The sequence below is a fragment of the Variovorax sp. GW460-12-1-14-LB1 genome, from assembly GCF_059423605.1.
This window is the reverse complement of record NZ_JBWKYF010000001.1, coordinates 19,077-36,520: the sequence shown is the minus strand read 5'-3', so window position 1 is coordinate 36,520 and position 17,444 is coordinate 19,077. Positions and strand designations below refer to the sequence as shown.

Below are 17,444 nucleotides of genomic sequence, written 5' to 3'. Positions count from 1 at the left end.
CTCAGCCGCCGCTCTCGAGCGAGTAGGCGGCGTTGCGGTCCTGGGCCAGGCGCTCGGCCAGCTGGGGCAGTGCCTCGGCCAGTTGCGCCTTCAGCGTGTAGGGCGGGTTGATCAGGAACATCCCGCTCGCCGGCAGGCCCGGACGCTGCGTTTCTCCCGAGGCGGCGTCCTTCGTGATCTTGCTCGACTTGACCGTCAGCGTGGCGTGCAGCCACGGCTTGCCGGCCTTGGTCGCCATCGTCTTCAGGCGGCGCGGCAGATCGTGCGCCTCGGGGCGCGGAATGATCGGGTACCAGACGGCGTAGGTGCCGGTGGCGAAGCGCTTGAGCGCCTCGGCCGCGAAGTCGAGCACGCGGCCGTAGTCGGTCTTCATTTCGTAGCTCGGGTCCATCAGCACCAGCGCGCGGCGCGAGGGCGGCGGCAGGAACTTGGTGGCGCTGCCGAAGCCGTCGTCGCGCAGCACGGCGATGCGGCGGCCGGCCTCGAGCTGGGCGATGTTGGCGTCCAGCGTGCGGGCGTCGGTCGGGTGCAGCTCGAACAGCTTGAGCTTGTCGTGGTCGCGCAGCAGGTGCTGCACGATGAACGGCGAGCCGGGGTAGACGCGGGCGCCACCCTTGGGGTTGAAGTCGTGGATCACGCTCAGGTAGCGGGCGATGGCTTCGGCGACCGGCTTTTCGTCGGCGGGGGCTGCCGCTTTCTTGCCAGCCGTTTTCGTGGCTGGCGCGGGCGTTTCGGTCGCTTTTGTCGGCGCGGGGAAGAAGCGCAGCACGCCGTCGGCCGCTTCGCCGCTGGTGCCGGCGTAGTCGCCGTCGAGCCGGTACAGGCCGGCACCGGCGTGGGTGTCGACGACGGTCAGCGCGGCGTCTTTTTCAAGCAGGTGGTCGAGGGTGGCAATCAGGACCGTGTGCTTGAGCACGTCGGCGTGGTTGCCGGCATGGAACGCGTGGCGGTAACTGAACATGGAATGAGGCCTGAAAAAGTGGAAAGGGGAGCGCTAGACTCGCGCGGCGCTACATTGATTTACAAAACACAACGAGGGGCAGCAATGCGAGGAGCCGGATGGCGATTTTGGGGCCTGTGCGTCGGCGCGGGTGTTTTGTCTATTTTGACGGGCTGCGCCTCCGTGACCCACGGCACCACGCAGAACGTGAAGGTCGAGACCCTGTCGCCCGAGGGCAAGGTGGTCGACGGCGCCCGCTGCCGGGTCTCCAACGACCGCAATGATGCGGTGGTGCGCTCCGGCCTGACCCTGCCGGTGCGGCGCTCGGGCGAGAACCTGAACATCGAATGCACCCAGTCCGGCCTGCCGCCGGCCCGCGGCCAGGCGATTTCGCGCGTCAACGTGGGCCTGGTCGGCAACGTGATGATCGGCGGCCTGGTCGGCGTGGCGATCGACACCGGCACCGGGGCGGGCTTCAACTACCCGAGCTGGATCCAGCTGATCTTCGGCGAGGTGCGCAGCTTCGACCGCAGCGCGCAGACCGGCGACGAGGCGACGGCCGGCATGAAGATCGGCACGACCGAGATGGCGGCCGCGCCGGCGCCGAAGACGGCCGCAGCAGCGCCTGTGCCTGCGCCCGCGCCGGCCGTGGTCGCGCCACCGCCGCCTCCCGTGGCGGTCGCACCGCCCGCTCCGGTGCGCCCCGCGCCTGCAGCGCCGTCCGCCGCGCCCGACGCCCGCGTCTCGATGGACGACCTGCGCGGCCTGCTGCCCGCCAAGCCGTGAAGCCGATCTGGAAGAACGCCGCGCCGTGGCTGTGCGCCGCGGGCGCCCTGCTGGCTGCCGGCCCCGCCGCCGCGCTGGAGCCCGACGCCCTGTTCGCCAAGCTGACCGGCAGCGTCTGGGCCGTGCGCACCTTCGACGCGCAGGAGCGCCCGCTGCGCGCCGGCAGCGCCGTGGTGATCGCGCCCGGCCGCCTCGTCACCAACTGCCACGTGCTCGCCAAGGCCAGCAATTTCGTGGTCAAGCGCGACAACGTCACCTACGGCGCCACGCTCGAATACCCGGACCCGGGGCGTGACCTGTGCCAGATCAAGGTCGCCAACTTCACGGCAACCCCGGTGACCCTGGCGCCCGCCGGCACCGCGCGGGTGGGGCAGCGCGTGTACGCCATCGGCAACCCGCGCGGGCTGGAAAACACACTCAGCGAAGGCCTGCTGTCGGGCCTGCGCGGCGGCGACGGCGAGGCGCGGCTGCTGCAGACCACGGCGGCGATCGCGCCCGGGTCGAGCGGCGGCGGGCTGTTCGACAGCGACGGCCGCCTGCTGGGCATCACCACCTTCGCCGCCCGCGACGGCGGCAACCTGAATTTCGCGATGCCGGCCGAGTTCCTGGCGGAACTGCCGGCCCGCGCCCAGGCGCAGCTGGCGGCTCGGGCCCGGGAGCCTGCGGGCGCTGCCGCCCGACGGGTGGCCGACGCCGGTGGGGCGGGCATCCCGCTGACCGAGCCGCTGCGCGCCGGCGACGCGCTCGAGTACGTGCGCACGGACCGGCTGACGGGCAACCGGGCGCCAGTGATCTACCGGGTGGACCGGGTCAGCGGCGACGAGGTGTCGTTCAATGCCGGCAGCCGGATCGAGAAGACCAACGGGCAGGTGGTCTCCATCACGTCGCCGGCCGGCGGCCTGTTCGACACCGCGTCGCCGCCGGGCGGCTGGGCATTGCGCAAGGACGACATCCAGCCCGGCATGCGCTGGCAGCTCGACTACGTGACGACCACCGGCGACCGGCTGCGGCATGAACTCACCGCCTCGGTGGGCGGCGAGCAGACGATGCGTGTGGACGGGGTGGAGTTGAACGTGATGCGCATCGGCTACGAGGGCTGGATCTTCGCCTCCAGCACCACCAGCTTGCCGCTGACCGGCGCCAGCACGCGCTTTCGGGGCGCCGCCTGGTACAGCCCCGAGCTGGGCCGGGTCGTCCGTTTCGAGGGCGAATACCAGCGCGGGGTCTCCTCGGGGGCCAACGAGAGCCTGGAACTCGTCCGCATCCAGCGCTGAGGCCCCCGGAAGCCCGGAAATTGGCCGTTTGGCCATTTCTTCATATAATCGCGGGCTTCGCAGCGTTTTTGTAGCCCCGCGGCGAAGGCATGCCAGCCACCCTTTCATTGGGCGGAAGGCGTGAAAACCCACCTAAGAGATTCCCATCAGAGGAACGCCGACCGTGGAAAAGGGCTCGCCAAACCCTCTTTCAAGAGAAAAACTCATGACCAAAACGTTCAGCGCCAAGCCCGCTGACGTGACGCACGAGTGGTTTGTGATTGACGCGACCGACAAGGTCCTCGGACGAGTAGCCAGCGAAGTTGCTCTCCGTTTGCGCGGCAAACACAAGGCCATTTACACGCCTCACGTCGATACCGGTGACTACATCGTCATCATCAACGCCGCGCAACTGCGCGTCACCGGCGCCAAGTCGATCGACAAGGTGTACTACCGTCACTCGGGCTACCCGGGCGGTATCACGGCGACGAACTTCCGCGACATGCAGAACAAGCACCCGGGCCGCGCCCTGGAAAAGGCTGTCAAGGGCATGCTGCCCAAGGGCCCGCTTGGTTACGCGATGATCAAGAAACTCAAGGTGTACGGTGGTGCTGAGCACCCGCATACCGCCCAACAGCCCAAAGTGCTGGAACTGTAAGGAGCCTTGAGAATGATTGGTGAATGGAACAATGGCACCGGCCGTCGCAAATCCAGCGTCGCCCGCGTGTTTCTGAAAAAAGGCACCGGCAAGATCACGGTCAACGGCAAGGACATCCAAGCGTTCTTCGGCCGTGAAACCTCGATCATGATCGCCAAGCAGCCCCTGGCGCTGACCAACAACCTCGAAGCTTTCGACGTGATGGTCAACGTGAACGGCGGCGGCGAATCGGGTCAAGCCGGCGCCACGCGCCACGGCATCACCCGTGCCCTGATCGACTACGACGCTTCGCTGAAGCCCGTCCTGAGCCAAGCCGGCTTCGTGACGCGTGACGCACGTGAAGTCGAGCGTAAGAAGGTCGGTCTGCACTCCGCCCGTCGCCGCAAGCAGTTCAGCAAGCGCTGATCCCCTGCTCGTTGCGAGACAAGAAGCCGCCCTCGGGCGGCTTTTTCGTGGCCGCGTCCCCCAGGTGCCCCTGGTGGATGCGGCGCCCGACCCCACTTGCGATGGGTGCTCGCCACAGTCGGCCTGCCGAAAATGCGGCATTGCAGTAGCATCCGTCCCATTGGCCGCCCAAGCGGCCCCCCAAGGAGTTTCACCCCATGAGCGCTGTTGCCGAAAACATCCAGACCCAGATGCCCGAGCCGATCGTCTTCACCGACAGCGCGGCCGCCAAGGTCGCCGACCTGATCGCCGAAGAGGGCAATCCCGACCTGAAGCTGCGCGTGTTCGTGCAGGGTGGCGGGTGCTCGGGCTTCCAGTACGGTTTCACCTTCGACGAGATCACCAACGAAGACGACACCACCATGACCAAGAACGGTGTGTCGCTGCTGATCGACGCCATGAGCTACCAGTACCTGCTCGGCGCCGAGATCGACTACAAGGAAGACCTGCAGGGCGCCCAGTTCGTCATCAAGAACCCGAACGCCACCAGCACCTGCGGCTGCGGTTCCAGCTTCTCGGCCTGATGCCTGGATGCTGCTGACCAGCCCCCTCGAAAAAGCCGCCTCCGGGCGGCTTTTTGCTGCCTGTCGTTTGTCCGAACCCGCGCCTTCCCGATGAGCCCCGACACCGCCGTCCCCGTCGATCCCGCCCGCAAGAGCCTGCTGTGGCTCGTGGCCGTGGGCTTCTTCATGCAGACGCTGGACGCCACCATCATCAACACGGCGCTGCCCGCCATGGCCGCCAGCCTGGGCGAGAGCCCGCTGCGCATGCAGTCGGTGGTGGTGGCCTACGCGCTCACGATGGCGATGCTGATCCCGGCCTCGGGCTGGATCGCCGACCGCTTCGGCACGCGGCGCGTCTTCTTCTGCGCCATCGTGCTGTTCGCCGCCGGCTCGGTGCTGTGCGCGCTCTCGCAGGGGCTGGGGCAGCTCGTGGCGGCGCGGGTGGTGCAGGGCCTGGGCGGGGCGCTGCTGCTGCCTGTGGGGCGCCTGGCGCTGCTGCGCACGGTGCCGCGCGGCGAGTTCCTGCAGGCGATGAGCTTCGTGGCCATTCCGGGGCTCATCGGGCCGCTGCTGGGGCCCACGCTGGGCGGCTGGCTGGTGCAGTACGCCTCCTGGCACTGGATCTTCCTGATCAACGTGCCGGTGGGGCTGGCCGGCTGCATCGCCACGCTGCGCTACATGCCGGACCTGCGCGGCGCCCTCCAGAAGCGCTTCGACGGCGTGGGCTACGCGCTGCTGGCCTTCGGCATGGTGGCGATCTCGCTGGCGGTCGACGGCGTGTCGGGGCTCGGGCTGCGCCAGGGCGGGGTGATGGCGGTGCTGATCTTCGGCTTCGCCGCCGTGGTCGCCTACTGGCTGCGCGCGGCGCGCACGCCCGAACCGCTGTTCTCGCCCGCGCTGTTCGGCATTCCGACGCTGAGCATCGGCCTGCTCGGCAACCTGTTCTCCCGTCTGGGCAGCAGCTGCATGCCCTTCCTGGTGCCGCTGCTGCTGCAGGTGTCGATGGGTTATTCGCCGGTGCGCGCCGGGCTGATGATGCTGCCGGTGGCGCTGGCCGGCATGGCCATGAAGCGCTTTGCCACGCCGCTGATCACGCGCCACGGCTACCGCCGCGTGCTGGTCGCCAACACGGTGCTGGTCGGCTGCACCATGGCCAGCTTCGGCCTCACGGCGCCGGGGCAGCCGGTGGCGCTGCACCTGCTGCAGCTGCTGGTGTTCGGCGCGGTCAACTCGCTGCAGTTCACGGCCATGAACACCATCACCCTGAAGGACCTCGACGGCGGCATGGCCAGCAGCGGCAACAGCCTGCTGTCGATGGTGCAGATGCTCGCGATGAGCCTGGGCGTGGCCGCAGCCGGCGCCGTGCTGGCGGGCTACAACGGCGTGTTCGGCACGGCAACGCCGATGCAGACGCTCGATGCGTTCCAGGCCACGTTCGCGACCATGGGGCTCATCACGGTGGCTTCGGCGCTGATCTTCTGGCATCTGCCCGCAGAAGTGCGCGCGGCCCAGCCTGCGCAGCCGGAAGTTTCCGGCCAGGGCTGACGCAGATCAGGCGGGGTAGATCGCGCCGAGCACCCGCGCCCCGCGCGCGCCGGTCACGCTCGCGAGGTTGCCGGGCTCGCGCCGGACGGTGCGCCGGGCCAGCCACGCAAAGGCGGCCGCCTCGACCTGCTGGGGCGGCAGGCCGTGTTCCGAGGACGCCTGCACCTGCACGCCGGGCAGCAGGGCGCGCAGGCGGGCCATGAGGTGGTCGTTGAGCGCACCGCCGCCGCAGACGATCAGCAAGGCGCTCTCTTTTTGATAGCTACGCAGCGCTGCCGCACAGGTGCTGGCGGTCAGCTCGGCCAGCGTGGCCTGCACATCGACAGGCGCCCAGGCGGCCGTGCCCAGGTGGCCGGCCAGCCAGTCCGGATGGAATAAATCGCGCCCCGTGCTCTTCGGCGGCGCCTTGGCGAAATACGGTTCGGCCTGCAGCCGGGCCAGCAGTTCGGGCAGCACGCGCCCGCTGGCGGCCCACTGGCCGCCCCGGTCGAAGGGCTGGCCGAGGTGGCGCAGGCACCAGTGGTCCATCAGCGCGTTGGCGGGGCCGCAGTCGAAGCCCAGCAGGGGCGCGGTGCCCGCCGGCGCGCTCGTGGCGGGCAGCAGGCTCAGGTTGGAGATGCCGCCGAGGTTCAGCACGGCGACGGGCGCGTCGGGCCGGGCGAACAGGGCCTGGTGAAAGGCCGGCACCAGCGGGGCGCCCTGGCCGCCGGCCGCGAGGTCGCGGCTGCGGAAGTCGGCGACCACGTCGATGCCGCTCAGCTCGGCCAGCAGCGAAGGGTTGTTGACCTGCAGCGTGTAGCCGGTGCCATCGAACTCGAGGGGCCGGTGGCGCACGGTCTGGCCGTGAGCGCCGACGGCGGTGACGGCGCTCGGCGCCGTGCCGGTGCTGGCCAGCAGCTGCGCGACCACGTCGGCATACACCCGTGCCAGGCCGTTGCCGGCCAGGGCCGCGCGGTGCAGTTCGTTGTCGCCGGGGGTGTTGAGCGCCAGCAGCTCGGCGCGCAGCGGGGCGGGAAAGTCGGCGCTGGCGTGGCCGATCACCGCGAGGTGGCCGTCGTCGGAGAAATCGGCAATGACGCCGTCGACCCCGTCGAGCGAGGTGCCCGACATCAGGCCGATGAAGCGTTGCTGCGGCGGCTGCGGTGCGGCGGCCATGCCCAGGGGAGCGAGGCTCAGTCGGCGCTGGCCTGGATCACCGAGAAGGCCGCAGCCAGCTCGGTGCGGGCGCCCACGGCGATGCGTTCGAAGGCCGGGCGCAGGGCGGCGGTGATCGGTGCGCCGCCTTCCTGTGCGATCGTGGTCGGGTCCTGGTAGGCCCCGCCGACGCGGTATTCGAAGTGCAGGTGCGGGCCGGTGGCCCAGCCGGTGGAGCCGACGGCGCCGATGGTCTGGCCCTGGCTCACGCTCTCGCCGGCCTTCACGTTGATGCGGCTCAGGTGGGCGTAGGCCGTCTGCTGGTTGTTGCGGTGGTTGATGATGACGATGTTGCCGTAGCCGCTTTGCGTGCCGGCGAAATCGACCGTGCCATCACCGACCGTGCGCACCGCGGTGCCCGTGGGCGCCGCGTAGTCGATGCCGTTGTGCTGGCGCCAGCTGTTCAAAATCGGGTGCATGCGCATCGCGAAACCGCTGGACACGCGCGAGAACTCGACCGGCGAAGCCAGGTAGGCCTTGCGCAGGCTGTCGCCGTTCGGCCGGTAGTAGCTGCCCTTCTGGCCCGCGCCCGGGGGCTGGAACCAGACGGCCTGGTGGACCTTGCCGTTGTTCTCGAACTCGGCCGAGAGCACGCGGCCGCTGCGCAACGCCTGGCCGTCGGCTTCGAAGGTCTCGTAGACCACGGCGAAGCGGTCGCCCTTGCGCAGCGAGCGCACGTCGACGTCGCCCGCGAAGATGTCGGCCAGCTGGCTCGCCACGGCGTCGGGAATGCGCGAGTCGTCGGTGGCGGCGAACAGCGAGCTGCGGATGGTGCCGCTGGCCAGGCGCGTGCCCGGCGTCAGCATGTCGCGCTCGGTGCGGGCGACAAAACCGGTGGGCGTGCGCTCGACGACGAAACGCTTGAAGCCGCCGTCGGCGTCGGGAATCCAGCGGGCGCTGAGCTTCTGCAGCTGGTTTTCCTGCGTGGCTTCGGCCGTCACGGTGCGGCCCACGCGCGCGAACAGCGCCATGCGCGCCTCGGCGTTGCCGCGCACGAAGGCGGTGGCGGCGGGGTCGGAGATGCCCAGGCGCTTCATCAGCGCCTCCGCCGTGTCGCTGGAGCGCGAGACGTCGGTGCGGAACAGCGTGAAGCTGAAGTTCTCGAGCGACGCCGACTGGTCGGCGAAGGACACCGGCGCGGTGGCTTCGAGCACTTGCTGGATGGGGAGGTCGGACGCGTCGGGACCGAGCGAGGCGACCGCGAGGGTGCCGGCGCTGAGCAGCATCGCAGCGATCGCTGCGGTGATCTGCTTGGGGTACGTCCGGAATGTGTACGCCACGCGGGAAGCGAGAAGCTCCTCGGCGGCAAGGATGCCGTTGATCAAACTGTGGATTCCAACTCAGGTTCTGCAGGTCCGTGCTGCAAGGCCCAGTGCGTTCAGGGCGGCAGGAGACGGTGCGGAAAAAAGCGCCGCTTAGAATCCGGCGCTTGAAAAGTCGGGCTGAGTATAGCTTCGGCCACCGGAAAAACCGCCAAAAAAGCCCATGAACGCCGAATCTGTTACATCCACCAGCCTCTCCGATGGTGTAAGACAAGCCCTCGAAATATCCCTCCGCGGCGCTGACGAACTGCTGCCGCAGGACGAGTGGGTCAAGAAGCTCCAGAAGGCGGAAGCCAGCGGCAAGCCGCTGCGCATCAAGCTGGGCCTGGACCCGACCGCACCGGATATTCATATCGGACACACGGTGGTGCTCAACAAGATGCGCCAGCTCCAGGACCTGGGGCACCGCGTGATCTTCCTGATCGGCGACTTCACCTCCCTGATCGGCGACCCCTCTGGCCGCAACAGCACCCGCCCGCCGCTCACGGCCGAGCAGATCCGCGCCAACGCCGAGACCTACTTCGCCCAGGCCAAGCTGGTGCTGGACGAATCGAAGACCGAGATCCGCTACAACTCCGAGTGGAGCGACCCGCTGGGCGCGCGCGGCATGATCCAGCTGGCGGCCAAGTACACGGTGGCGCGCATGATGGAGCGCGACGACTTCAACAAGCGCTTCAAGGCCGGCCAGTCGATCTCGGTGCACGAGTTCCTGTACCCGCTGATGCAGGGCTACGACTCGGTGGCGCTCGAAAGCGACCTCGAGCTGGGCGGCACCGACCAGAAGTTCAACCTGCTCGTCGGCCGCCATCTCCAGCAGGAATACGGCCAAGAGCCGCAGTGCATACTCACTATGCCACTGCTCGAAGGGCTCGACGGCGTCGAGAAGATGTCCAAGAGCAAGGGCAACTACATCGGCATCAGCGAAGACGCCAACAGCATGTTCGCCAAGGTGCTGTCGATCTCCGACACGCTGATGTGGCGCTGGTACACGCTGCTGAGCTTCCAGTCGGTGGCGCAGATCGAGGCGTTGAAGGCCGAGATCGCGGCCGGCCGCAACCCGAAGGACGCCAAGGTGGCGCTGGCCAAGGAAATCACCGCACGCTTCCATAGCGCGGCGGCGGCCGATGCGGCGGAGCAGGACTTCATCAACCGCAGCAAGGGCGGCGTGCCCGACGAGATTCCCGAGGTGGCGCTCAGCGGCGCCCCGCTGGGCATCGGTCAGCTGCTCAAGCAGGCCAACCTGGCGTCGTCGTCGGGCGAGGGCAACCGCCTGATCGACGGCGGCGGCGTGCGCATCGACTCGGTCGTGGTGTCCGACAAGGGCCTGAAGCTGCCCGCGGGCAGCTACGTGGTGCAGGTCGGCAAACGCAAGTTTGCGCGGGTGACCCTGAGCTGATCGCAAGAAAAAAAGGCCCCTCGGGGCCTTTTTCAATGGGAGCAGGGCGGCGGGGTCAGCGGACCTCGATGGTCACGCGCCGGTTGCGGGGCTCGTCCACCTCGTCGGCGGTGGGCACGGCCAGGTCGCGTTCGCCGCGGCCGACGGCCTCGATGCGGTTCGCCGGGAACTGGCGCTCCACGAACAACTGCACCACTTCCTGCGCGCGGCGGCGCGACAGCTGGTCGTTCTGCTCGCCGGCACCCTTGGTGTCGGTGTGGCCGGTCACCACGATGTCACCACCGCTGCGGGCCAGCGCGGCGGCCAGCGCCTCGGTCATGATCTGCTGCGACGCCGCCGTCAGCGTGGTGGTGCCCACTTCGAAGAACACCGTGTAGCGCTGCGGAAGCGGCGGGCGCATGTCGAACAGGGGCTTGTTCTCGGCCTGGACCTTGGCCGCGTCGGCCTGGTCGACCACCGGTGCGCCGCTCGCGCCTACTGCGGCCGTGGCGCGCTGGTAGGGCTTGGAAAGTACTTCTTCGCCGTCCTTGGCGCGCACCACCACGGCGGAGGGCGTGCCGTCAGCCTGGGGCAGGAGCACCACGCGCGTGCCCGGCGAGGAGCAGGCGGCCAACAAAAGGGCGACCAGCGCGGTCGCGGGAAGAAGGGGGGAGCGGCGTGGCGGTGTCTGCATCTTTTCAGGGTTGGCCGTCGGTCTGCACGATGAAGTCCGTGCCCCGAATGCCGATGGTGGCGGTCTGGGTTTCGACGCGCACGGCGTCGGGGTTGGTCTTGCCGATGAGGCCGGTGATCATGCGCATCGAGCCGCGCAGCAGCGACACGAGCATGCCGCCGTCGCGGGTGGTGCCGTCGAAGTGGAATTCCTTCAGGTCCATGCGCGAGGACGGGCCGACCATCAGCGTGGTGTTGTCGCGCAGCACGACGGCGGCCGACGAATCCGGGCCGGTCACGATGCGGTCGACCGCGCCCAGCGCGTCGCCGGGGGCCGCCGTGCGCGTGGCGCCGGCGCTGTCGAGCAGTTGGACGTTGCCGCGCACCGTCTTCACGAAGCCGGCCTGCTGGGGCGCGGCCGCTGCTGCGGCGGGTGCCTGGGCCTGTGCCAGGGTGGCTGCGCCGACGATGGCGAGCCCGAGGGCGGCGGTCAAAAATTTCTTCATCATTTGCCTCTCTGTGACTGATTGCTTCGCAATGAGCGCAAATATTAAGGCGAAGGCGTTACATATGGTCACGCGGCTGATAATTCAGTCGATTCCTGCGACGTAATGCCCGCCCGCACAGGCCCTTTTTACCTGATCTTGTTCTTTCTGCATGACGTTGACCCCTAAAACGCTGCTTCGCGTCTCCGTCGCGGTGGCCCTGATCACCATCCTCCTGAAGGGATGGGCCGGCTACCTGACGAACTCGATGGGCCTGATTTCGGACGCCATGGAGTCCTGCGTCAACCTCGCCAGCGCCATGTTCGCGCTGGCCATGGTGACCATCGCCGAGCGCCCGGCCGACGAGGACCACCCCTACGGCCACCACAAGGCCGAGTACTTCTCGTCCGGCTTCGAGGGCCTGCTGATCGTGGCCGCCGCCGTCGCCATCCTGTGGGTGTCGGTGCTGCGGCTGCTGTCGCCGCAGCCGCTGGAGCAGCTGGGCTGGGGCCTGGCGCTGTCGGTGATCAGCTCGGGCTTCAACGCGGCGCTGGCGTTCGTGCTGTTCCGGGCGGCGCGCGCGCACCGCTCCATCGCGCTGGAGGCCGACGGGCGCCACCTGATGACCGACGTCTGGACCTCGGTCGGCGTGCTGGTCGGCATCGTGGCCGTGCATTTCAGCGGCTGGCTCTGGCTCGACCCGCTGATCGCCATCGGCGTGGCGCTCAACATCGTGCGCGAGGGCTTCAAGCTCGTGTGGCGCTCCTCGCAGGGCCTGATGGACGAGGCGCTCGATGCCGAGACGCTCGCCACCGTGCGCGCCACGCTCGACGCCTTCGCCGCCAACCATGCCGAGGGCGACCGGCTGCGCTTCGACGACATGGTGACGCGCGGCGCCGGCCAGCGCCGCTTTGCCGACCTGCACATGCACGTGCCCGGCGACTGGACCCTGCAGCGCGCCGCCAACCTGCGCGACGAGCTGGAGCAGGCGCTCATGGACGCCGTGCCCGGCCTGCGCGTGACCATCCAACTGCTGCCGCTCACCATGGAAGCGCGCGCCACCCGACTCGAGGACCACCATTCATGAAAGCCGTGCTCCAGCGCGTCGCCCACGCCCGCGTCGACATCGCGGGCCAGACCGTCGGCGCCATCGAGGCCGGCCTGCTGGTGCTGCTGTGCGCCGAACGCGGCGACATCGACAACGTGGCCGACCGCCTGCTCGCCAAGATCCTCAAGCTGCGCATCTTCTCGGACGAGGCCGGCAAGATGAACCGCAGCGTGCAGGACATCGGCGGCGGCCTGCTGGTCGTGAGCCAGTTCACGCTGGCCGCCGACGTGAGCGGCGGCAACCGCCCCAGCTTCACGCTCGCGGCGCCGCCCGACGAGGGCCGCCGGCTCTACGAATACTTCGTGGCGCAGGCGCGCGGCGCGCACCCGGTGGTGGCGACGGGCGAATTCGGCGCCGACATGCAGGTGCACCTGCTGAACGACGGGCCGGTCACGATCCCGTTGCAGATGACGGCGTAGGCCGGATCACCGCTTCCCACGCCACCTTCGGCTCGTCGTAGCGCAGCACGCGCACCTCCTCGAGGTGCTGCAGCTGCCAGCCGTCGGCAAACAGCCGCTCGACCGCGGCGCGGTCGAAGAAGCGCTTGGGAATGCCGTCCACCGTGTAGAAAAAATCCTCGTCCCGCCCGCTGGTTGACGGGCCGCGCGCGCCGTGGTGCAGGTCGTTGACCGAGTTGAGGCGGCACAGCAGCACGCCGCCGGGCCGAAGCACGCGGTGGATGCGCCGCACCAGCGCCAGCGTCTCGTCCCACGCGAAGTAGTGCAGCGACAGGCTCGCGAGCACGGCGCCGACCGTGGCGCCCTGCGCCAGCGGCCACGCGTCGCGGAAATCGCCGCAGTGGAACTCGGCGCCTGTCGGCACGCGTTGCCGCGCCTGCGCCAAGGCGTCGGACGACAGCTCGACCGCCACCACCCGCAGTCCGGCCTCGACCAGCGTGGCGGTGTCGCGACCCGCTGCACACCCCAGTTCGAGCACCGGCCCGTCGCCGGCGCATGCGCGCAGCAGCGGCAGCCAGCGCGGCAACCAGGGATCGGTGTCCGACACCGCCGCGGCCTCCGCTCAGCGCCCGTACGGGCTGCGAATGCCCAGGCCCGCGAGGATCTCGATTTCGTACGCTTCCATCTCGTCCGCGTCGGCGTCGCTCGTCTCGTGGTCCCAGCCCTGCGCGTGCAGCGTGCCGTGCACCAACAGGTGCGCGTAGTGCGCGGCGAGTGTCTTGCGGTTTTCCTTGGCCTCGCGTGCCACCACGGGCGCGCACAGCACCAGGTCGGCCATCACGACCGGGCCCTGCGCATAGTCGAAGGTGAGCACGTTGGTGGCGTAGTCCTTGCCGCGGAACTCGCGGTTCAGGCGCTGGCCCTCCTCGGCATCGACGATGCGCACGGTGATCTCGCCGTCGATGTCCAGCGCATGACGAATCCAGCGGTTCACGCTGTGGCGCGGCAGCGCGGCGCGGTGGCGCTCCACGCCATTGAAGCGCCCGAACTGCAGCGACAGCGACAGGGCCGGAAGCAGGGAGGCCGCCATGTCAGTGGCCTCCCGAGCGCTTGCGCTGCCCGTCGTAGGCATCGACGATCTTCGCCACCAGCGGGTGGCGCACCACGTCGGCGCTCGTGAAGTGCGTGGTCGCGATGCCGGCCACGCGCTTGAGCACGCGCTCGGCGTCGATCAGGCCGCTGAGCTGCTGCTTGGGCAGGTCGATCTGGCTCACGTCGCCCGTCACCACCGCCTTGGCGCCGAAGCCGATGCGCGTGAGGAACATCTTCATCTGCTCCACCGAGGTGTTCTGCGCCTCGTCGAGGATCACGAAGGCGTTGTTCAGCGTGCGACCGCGCATGAAGGCCAGCGGCGCAATCTCGAGCACGTTGCGCTCGAAGGCCTTCTGCACCTTCTCGTAGCCCATGAGGTCGTACAGCGCGTCGTACAGCGGGCGCAGGTACGGGTCGACCTTCTGCGTCAGGTCGCCCGGCAGAAAGCCCAGGCGTTCGCCCGCTTCCACGGCCGGGCGCGTGAGCACGATGCGCTGCACCGCCGCGCGCTCCAGCGCATCGACCGCGCAGGCCACTGCCAGGTAGGTCTTGCCGGTGCCGGCCGGGCCGATGCCGAAGGTGATGTCGTGCTTGGCGATGTTGTCCAGGTACAGCGCCTGCGTGGGCGTGCGGGCGCGCAGGTCGGCGCGGCGCGTGACGAGCATGGCCGCGTCCTCGTCGCTCATCGATCCGTCGCCGGCCAGCGTGAGCTGCACCACGGCCGGGTCGATGGCGCGCTGGGCGATCTCGTACAGCGCCTGCAGCACCTCCATGGCCCGCTGCGCCGGGGCCTTGGGGCCGTCGACCTTGAACTGCTCGTGGCGGTGCGCGATCTTCACGCCCAGGGCGTCCTCGATGCGGCGCAGGTGCGCATCCAGCGGGCCGCACAGGTGGCCGAGGCGCGAATTGTTCAGGGGGGTAAAGGTGTGTCGCAGAATCACGCGGTATCCATTTCCATCTAATTGGCAGCCCATGCAAGACCAGCCACGCTCGAAAAAACGCAATCCAAGGCGGGTAACACCGCGGAACCGGCTTTGCCGGGCCGCCGGTGTTGCCCCCTTGAGGGGGGAAGCGGCTACACGAAGTGAGCAAGCAACGGGGGGGAGCCAATGATAGGCAAACTGACCGGCACGCTCGCAGAGCGCAACCCCCCGCAGGTGGTGGTGGACTGCAACGGCGTCGGCTACGAGGTCGACGTGCCGATGAGCACGTTCTACAACCTGCCCAACGTCGGCGCGAAGGTGTCGCTGCTCACGCACTTCGTCGTGCGCGAGGACGCGCAGATTCTCTACGGCTTCGGCACCGCCGAGGAGCGGGCGGCCTTCCGCCAGCTCATCAAGATCACCGGCGTGGGCCCGCGCACCGCGCTGGGCCTGCTCTCGGGCATGAGCGTGGGCGAGCTCGCGCAGGCCATCACCACGCAGGAGCTGGGCCGGCTCGTGAAGATCCCGGGCATCGGCAAGAAGACCGCCGAGCGGCTGCTGCTGGAGCTCAAGGGCAAGCTGGGCGCCGACATCGGCCTGCCGGCGCATGCCGCCTCCGACGCGCAGGCCGACATCCTGCAGGCGCTGGTGGCGCTGGGCTACAGCGACAAGGAGGCCGCGCTGGCGCTGAAGGCGCTGCCGAAGGATGCGAGCGTGAGCGACGGCATCAAGATGGCGCTGAAAGCCCTGGCGAAGTGAGTTGGCGGGAGGCGTGGTCGCGCGCGCAGGCGCTGCGCCACGAGTCGGCCGAGACCGACGCCGTGCTGATGCACACGGCCATGGCCTTGTCGGTGCCGATCATCTGGCTCTACGGCTTTGCGGGCGTGGCCTACGGCCAGCTGCCGATGCTGACGCCGGCCGGCTTCGTCGACATGCCGGGCGTTTGCGCGTGGCTCACGGCGGTCATGGCCTTCGCGGTCGGCGTCCTGTTCATCGACTGGCTGGTGCGCGGTGACCTAGCACCGCCGCCGGTGCCGACGTCGATCGTCGTGCGGCACTGGCAGTCGGGCTGGCCCCGGTCGCCGGCGTTGCCGCCGGAGCCATCGCCCGGCTTCCTGCAAGGCAGCGCCTCGCCGTTTCGCAGCGTGTGCCTGCTCGTCGCGGCCGTGGCCTGCGTGTCGGCGCTGGTGTTCAGCGGCCTCGACACGCTGGGCTGGTCGGTCGTCGCGCGGCCGGGTGGGTTGGCGCCGCGCGCCGAATGGCCGCTGTACCCGCTGCCGTGGATCTGGCCCTGGCTGCTGCCGCTGGCGTGCCAGCCCTTCGCGCTGGGCACCGTCGCGGTCGGCGCGGTGCTGCTCGTCGCGGCGATCTTCATGCGCTGGCGCCGGATGCGCGGCGCGTGGTTTCCGTTCTTCACGGCGCTGCCGATCCTCGTGGCACCGCATTTCCTGGGCGCCGCAGGCTTCGACTACGCCGCCGCGCGCGGACTCGGCGGCCTGAACGAACCCGCACTGGCGAGTGCGCTCGCGCAGCATCCGGGGCGCTACAACGTCTACACTTTCCTGAGCCTGTGGGGCGGCATCGGTGCCGGCACGGTCGGCCTGGTGCTCGGCTTCTGGTTCGGCCGCTCGCGGGTCATGGACGAGGACTGAGCGCTGGCCCGGCGCCCTGCAAGGAGACACCCTCTGTGAGCGCTTCTTTCTTCGATTCGCCCGCGCACCTGAGCGGCGGCCCCCTCACGCCGCGGATGCGCGCCGAGATGCCGTTCGAGCTCGTCGGCCCGCGCCTGCAGGCCGTGTGCGGCAACTTCACGCCCGTGCCCATGCCGCGCCAGCAGACCGTGTCGGGTGGTATCGAGGTGCGGCGCGCCGGCGGTGTCGACGTGGCGCTCATCGGCCAGAACCTGCAGCGCGTGCACCGCGATGCGCAGGCCATCCGGCGCGACGACCGCGAGCATTTCTTCCTCGTGTTCCAGGACCATGGCGGCGCGCTCATGTGCCAGGGCGCGCAGCAGATCGCGGTGCAGGCCGGCGACATCGTGCTGATCGATTCGGCGCGGCCTTCGGAATTCGTCTACGACGGCGCCAGCTCGCAGCAGGTGTCGGTGCACCTGCCGCGCGCCGACATGCTCGCGCGCTTCGGCCCCACGCTGCAGGGCGGCGTGTGCGTGCGACGCGGCGACGCGCTGGGCTTCGCGATGCGCGCCATCCTCGCGCGCCTGCTCGACAGCGGACAGTCCGACGACGCGCACCTGGTCGAGGCCTTTCTCGGCGTGTTCGGCTCGGTGCTGGTCGAGCGCGCGCGGCAGGCGCCTGCGCTGCTGTCGCGCAACGCGGGCGAGGGCGTGCTGCGCCGCGCGATGGACCACGTGGCGCTGCAGTTCCACGACCCGGCCTTCCACGCGGGCGAACTGGCGCGCCACCTGGGTGTGTCGCCGCGGCTGCTGCAGCGGGCCTTCGAGGCACTGGGCGTCTCGCCGAGCCGCCACATCCTCGACACGCGGCTGGCGGCGGCGCGCGCTGCGCTCGATGCGGCGGCCCGGCAGGGCGGCCCCGCGCCGGCCATCGCGGTGGTCGCCTACGACTGCGGCTTCAACGACCTGTCGTTCTTCTACCGCGAGTTCCGCAAGCGCTACGGCGTGCCGCCGGGGCGCCTGGCGCTTGGACCCCTGACGCACTGACGCCTGAGTCCATTCGCTGACGCCTGGCTCCAAGACGCCGGTCCCTGCTTTTCCTACAGTGACCTG

General features: G+C 69.4%; 20 protein-coding genes. 12 read left to right on the top strand and 8 right to left on the bottom strand.

The window, feature by feature from the left end; all coding sequences use genetic code 11:
* Position 1 precedes the first annotated feature (1 nt).
* The gene (locus tag AC07Y4_RS00180; RefSeq protein WP_487850270.1) at positions 2–961 is read right to left on the bottom strand and encodes a 23S rRNA (adenine(2030)-N(6))-methyltransferase RlmJ; all 960 of its coding nucleotides are present in this window, start codon (positions 959–961) and stop codon (positions 2–4) included.
* Positions 962–1,123: 162 nt separating this feature from the next.
* On the opposite strand from AC07Y4_RS00180, the gene AC07Y4_RS00175 reads away from it, so the two are divergent.
* From AC07Y4_RS00175 to mdtD, 6 genes are all read left to right on the top strand, one after another.
* Positions 1,124–1,726: a hypothetical protein gene (locus tag AC07Y4_RS00175; protein ID WP_487850269.1), complete on the top strand. Its 603-nt coding sequence runs from the start codon at positions 1,124–1,126 to the stop codon at positions 1,724–1,726.
* Positions 1,723–3,000 (top strand): S1C family serine protease, encoded by a 1,278-nt coding sequence (locus AC07Y4_RS00170; RefSeq protein ID WP_487850268.1) that lies wholly within the window; start codon positions 1,723–1,725, stop codon positions 2,998–3,000. The genes AC07Y4_RS00175 and AC07Y4_RS00170 overlap by 4 nt, the downstream gene beginning before the upstream one ends.
* A 205-nt stretch (positions 3,001–3,205) precedes the next feature.
* On the top strand, positions 3,206–3,637 hold the full coding sequence (gene rplM, locus AC07Y4_RS00165) for a 50S ribosomal protein L13 (protein WP_062479213.1): 432 nt from the start codon (positions 3,206–3,208) through the stop codon (positions 3,635–3,637).
* A gap of 12 nt (positions 3,638–3,649) precedes the next feature.
* On the top strand, positions 3,650–4,042 hold the full coding sequence (gene rpsI / locus AC07Y4_RS00160; protein ID WP_062479216.1) for a 30S ribosomal protein S9: 393 nt from the start codon (positions 3,650–3,652) through the stop codon (positions 4,040–4,042).
* A 197-nt stretch (positions 4,043–4,239) separates the two neighbouring features.
* The gene (gene erpA, locus AC07Y4_RS00155) at positions 4,240–4,605 is read left to right on the top strand and encodes an iron-sulfur cluster insertion protein ErpA (RefSeq protein WP_056577477.1); all 366 of its coding nucleotides are present in this window, start codon (positions 4,240–4,242) and stop codon (positions 4,603–4,605) included.
* Positions 4,606–4,695: 90 nt separating this feature from the next.
* Positions 4,696–6,129 carry a multidrug transporter subunit MdtD gene (mdtD, locus tag AC07Y4_RS00150; protein WP_487850267.1) on the top strand — a complete coding sequence of 478 codons (1,434 nt, stop codon included), beginning with the start codon at positions 4,696–4,698 and terminating at the stop codon, positions 6,127–6,129.
* Between the two features lie 6 nt (positions 6,130–6,135).
* Here mdtD and AC07Y4_RS00145 read toward each other — a convergent pair whose 3' ends face one another.
* Both AC07Y4_RS00145 and AC07Y4_RS00140 read right to left on the bottom strand, forming a co-directional pair.
* Positions 6,136–7,284, bottom strand: coding sequence for an anhydro-N-acetylmuramic acid kinase (locus tag AC07Y4_RS00145; RefSeq protein WP_487850266.1), 1,149 nt, complete (start codon positions 7,282–7,284; stop codon positions 6,136–6,138).
* A gap of 17 nt (positions 7,285–7,301) precedes the next feature.
* Entirely contained in the window at positions 7,302–8,648 is a 1,347-nt protein-coding gene (locus tag AC07Y4_RS00140) for a M23 family metallopeptidase (protein ID WP_062479224.1), read from the bottom strand.
* Between the two features lie 160 nt (positions 8,649–8,808).
* Between AC07Y4_RS00140 and tyrS the strand changes: the two genes are divergently transcribed.
* Entirely contained in the window at positions 8,809–10,041 is a 1,233-nt protein-coding gene (tyrS, locus tag AC07Y4_RS00135; RefSeq protein ID WP_139706046.1) for a tyrosine--tRNA ligase, read from the top strand.
* 55 nt (positions 10,042–10,096) lie between these two features.
* Here the strand turns inward: tyrS and AC07Y4_RS00130 are convergent, their stop codons facing one another.
* Both AC07Y4_RS00130 and AC07Y4_RS00125 read right to left on the bottom strand, forming a co-directional pair.
* Entirely contained in the window at positions 10,097–10,714 is a 618-nt protein-coding gene (locus AC07Y4_RS00130; protein ID WP_062479230.1) for an OmpA family protein, read from the bottom strand.
* 4 nt (positions 10,715–10,718) lie between these two features.
* Complete coding sequence (locus AC07Y4_RS00125; protein ID WP_487850265.1) at positions 10,719–11,198, bottom strand: FecR family protein; 480 nt, start codon at positions 11,196–11,198, stop codon at positions 10,719–10,721.
* Positions 11,199–11,349: 151 nt separating this feature from the next.
* On the opposite strand from AC07Y4_RS00125, the gene AC07Y4_RS00120 reads away from it, so the two are divergent.
* Both AC07Y4_RS00120 and dtd read left to right on the top strand, forming a co-directional pair.
* Positions 11,350–12,264 (top strand): cation diffusion facilitator family transporter, encoded by a 915-nt coding sequence (locus AC07Y4_RS00120; RefSeq protein ID WP_062479235.1) that lies wholly within the window; start codon positions 11,350–11,352, stop codon positions 12,262–12,264.
* Positions 12,261–12,704: a D-aminoacyl-tRNA deacylase gene (gene dtd / locus AC07Y4_RS00115; protein WP_487850264.1), complete on the top strand. Its 444-nt coding sequence runs from the start codon at positions 12,261–12,263 to the stop codon at positions 12,702–12,704. Before AC07Y4_RS00120 ends, dtd begins: the two co-directional genes overlap by 4 nt.
* On the opposite strand, the gene AC07Y4_RS00110 is transcribed toward dtd, so the two are convergent.
* Genes AC07Y4_RS00110 through AC07Y4_RS00100 form a run of 3 tightly spaced genes read right to left on the bottom strand, consistent with a single transcriptional unit; the run spans position 12,676 to position 14,716 of the window.
* Positions 12,676–13,290, bottom strand: a complete 615-nt coding sequence (locus AC07Y4_RS00110; protein WP_487850263.1) for a class I SAM-dependent methyltransferase — start codon at positions 13,288–13,290, stop codon at positions 12,676–12,678. The genes dtd and AC07Y4_RS00110 overlap by 29 nt on opposite strands.
* Positions 13,291–13,305: 15 nt before the next feature.
* Positions 13,306–13,773, bottom strand: coding sequence for an rRNA maturation RNase YbeY (ybeY, locus tag AC07Y4_RS00105; protein WP_487850262.1), 468 nt, complete (start codon positions 13,771–13,773; stop codon positions 13,306–13,308).
* A 1-nt stretch (position 13,774) separates the two neighbouring features.
* On the bottom strand, positions 13,775–14,716 hold the full coding sequence (locus AC07Y4_RS00100) for a PhoH family protein (protein ID WP_062479248.1): 942 nt from the start codon (positions 14,714–14,716) through the stop codon (positions 13,775–13,777).
* Positions 14,717–14,884: 168 nt separating this feature from the next.
* Between AC07Y4_RS00100 and ruvA the strand changes: the two genes are divergently transcribed.
* The 3 genes from ruvA to AC07Y4_RS00085 are packed head-to-tail and all read left to right on the top strand — an operon-like array spanning position 14,885 to position 17,378.
* Positions 14,885–15,457 carry a Holliday junction branch migration protein RuvA gene (ruvA, locus tag AC07Y4_RS00095; protein WP_056577514.1) on the top strand — a complete coding sequence of 191 codons (573 nt, stop codon included), beginning with the start codon at positions 14,885–14,887 and terminating at the stop codon, positions 15,455–15,457.
* On the top strand, positions 15,454–16,350 hold the full coding sequence (locus tag AC07Y4_RS00090) for a hypothetical protein (protein WP_487850261.1): 897 nt from the start codon (positions 15,454–15,456) through the stop codon (positions 16,348–16,350). Before ruvA ends, AC07Y4_RS00090 begins: the two co-directional genes overlap by 4 nt.
* A 35-nt stretch (positions 16,351–16,385) precedes the next feature.
* Positions 16,386–17,378 carry a helix-turn-helix domain-containing protein gene (locus AC07Y4_RS00085; RefSeq protein WP_095947951.1) on the top strand — a complete coding sequence of 331 codons (993 nt, stop codon included), beginning with the start codon at positions 16,386–16,388 and terminating at the stop codon, positions 17,376–17,378.
* Positions 17,379–17,444 lie beyond the last annotated feature (66 nt).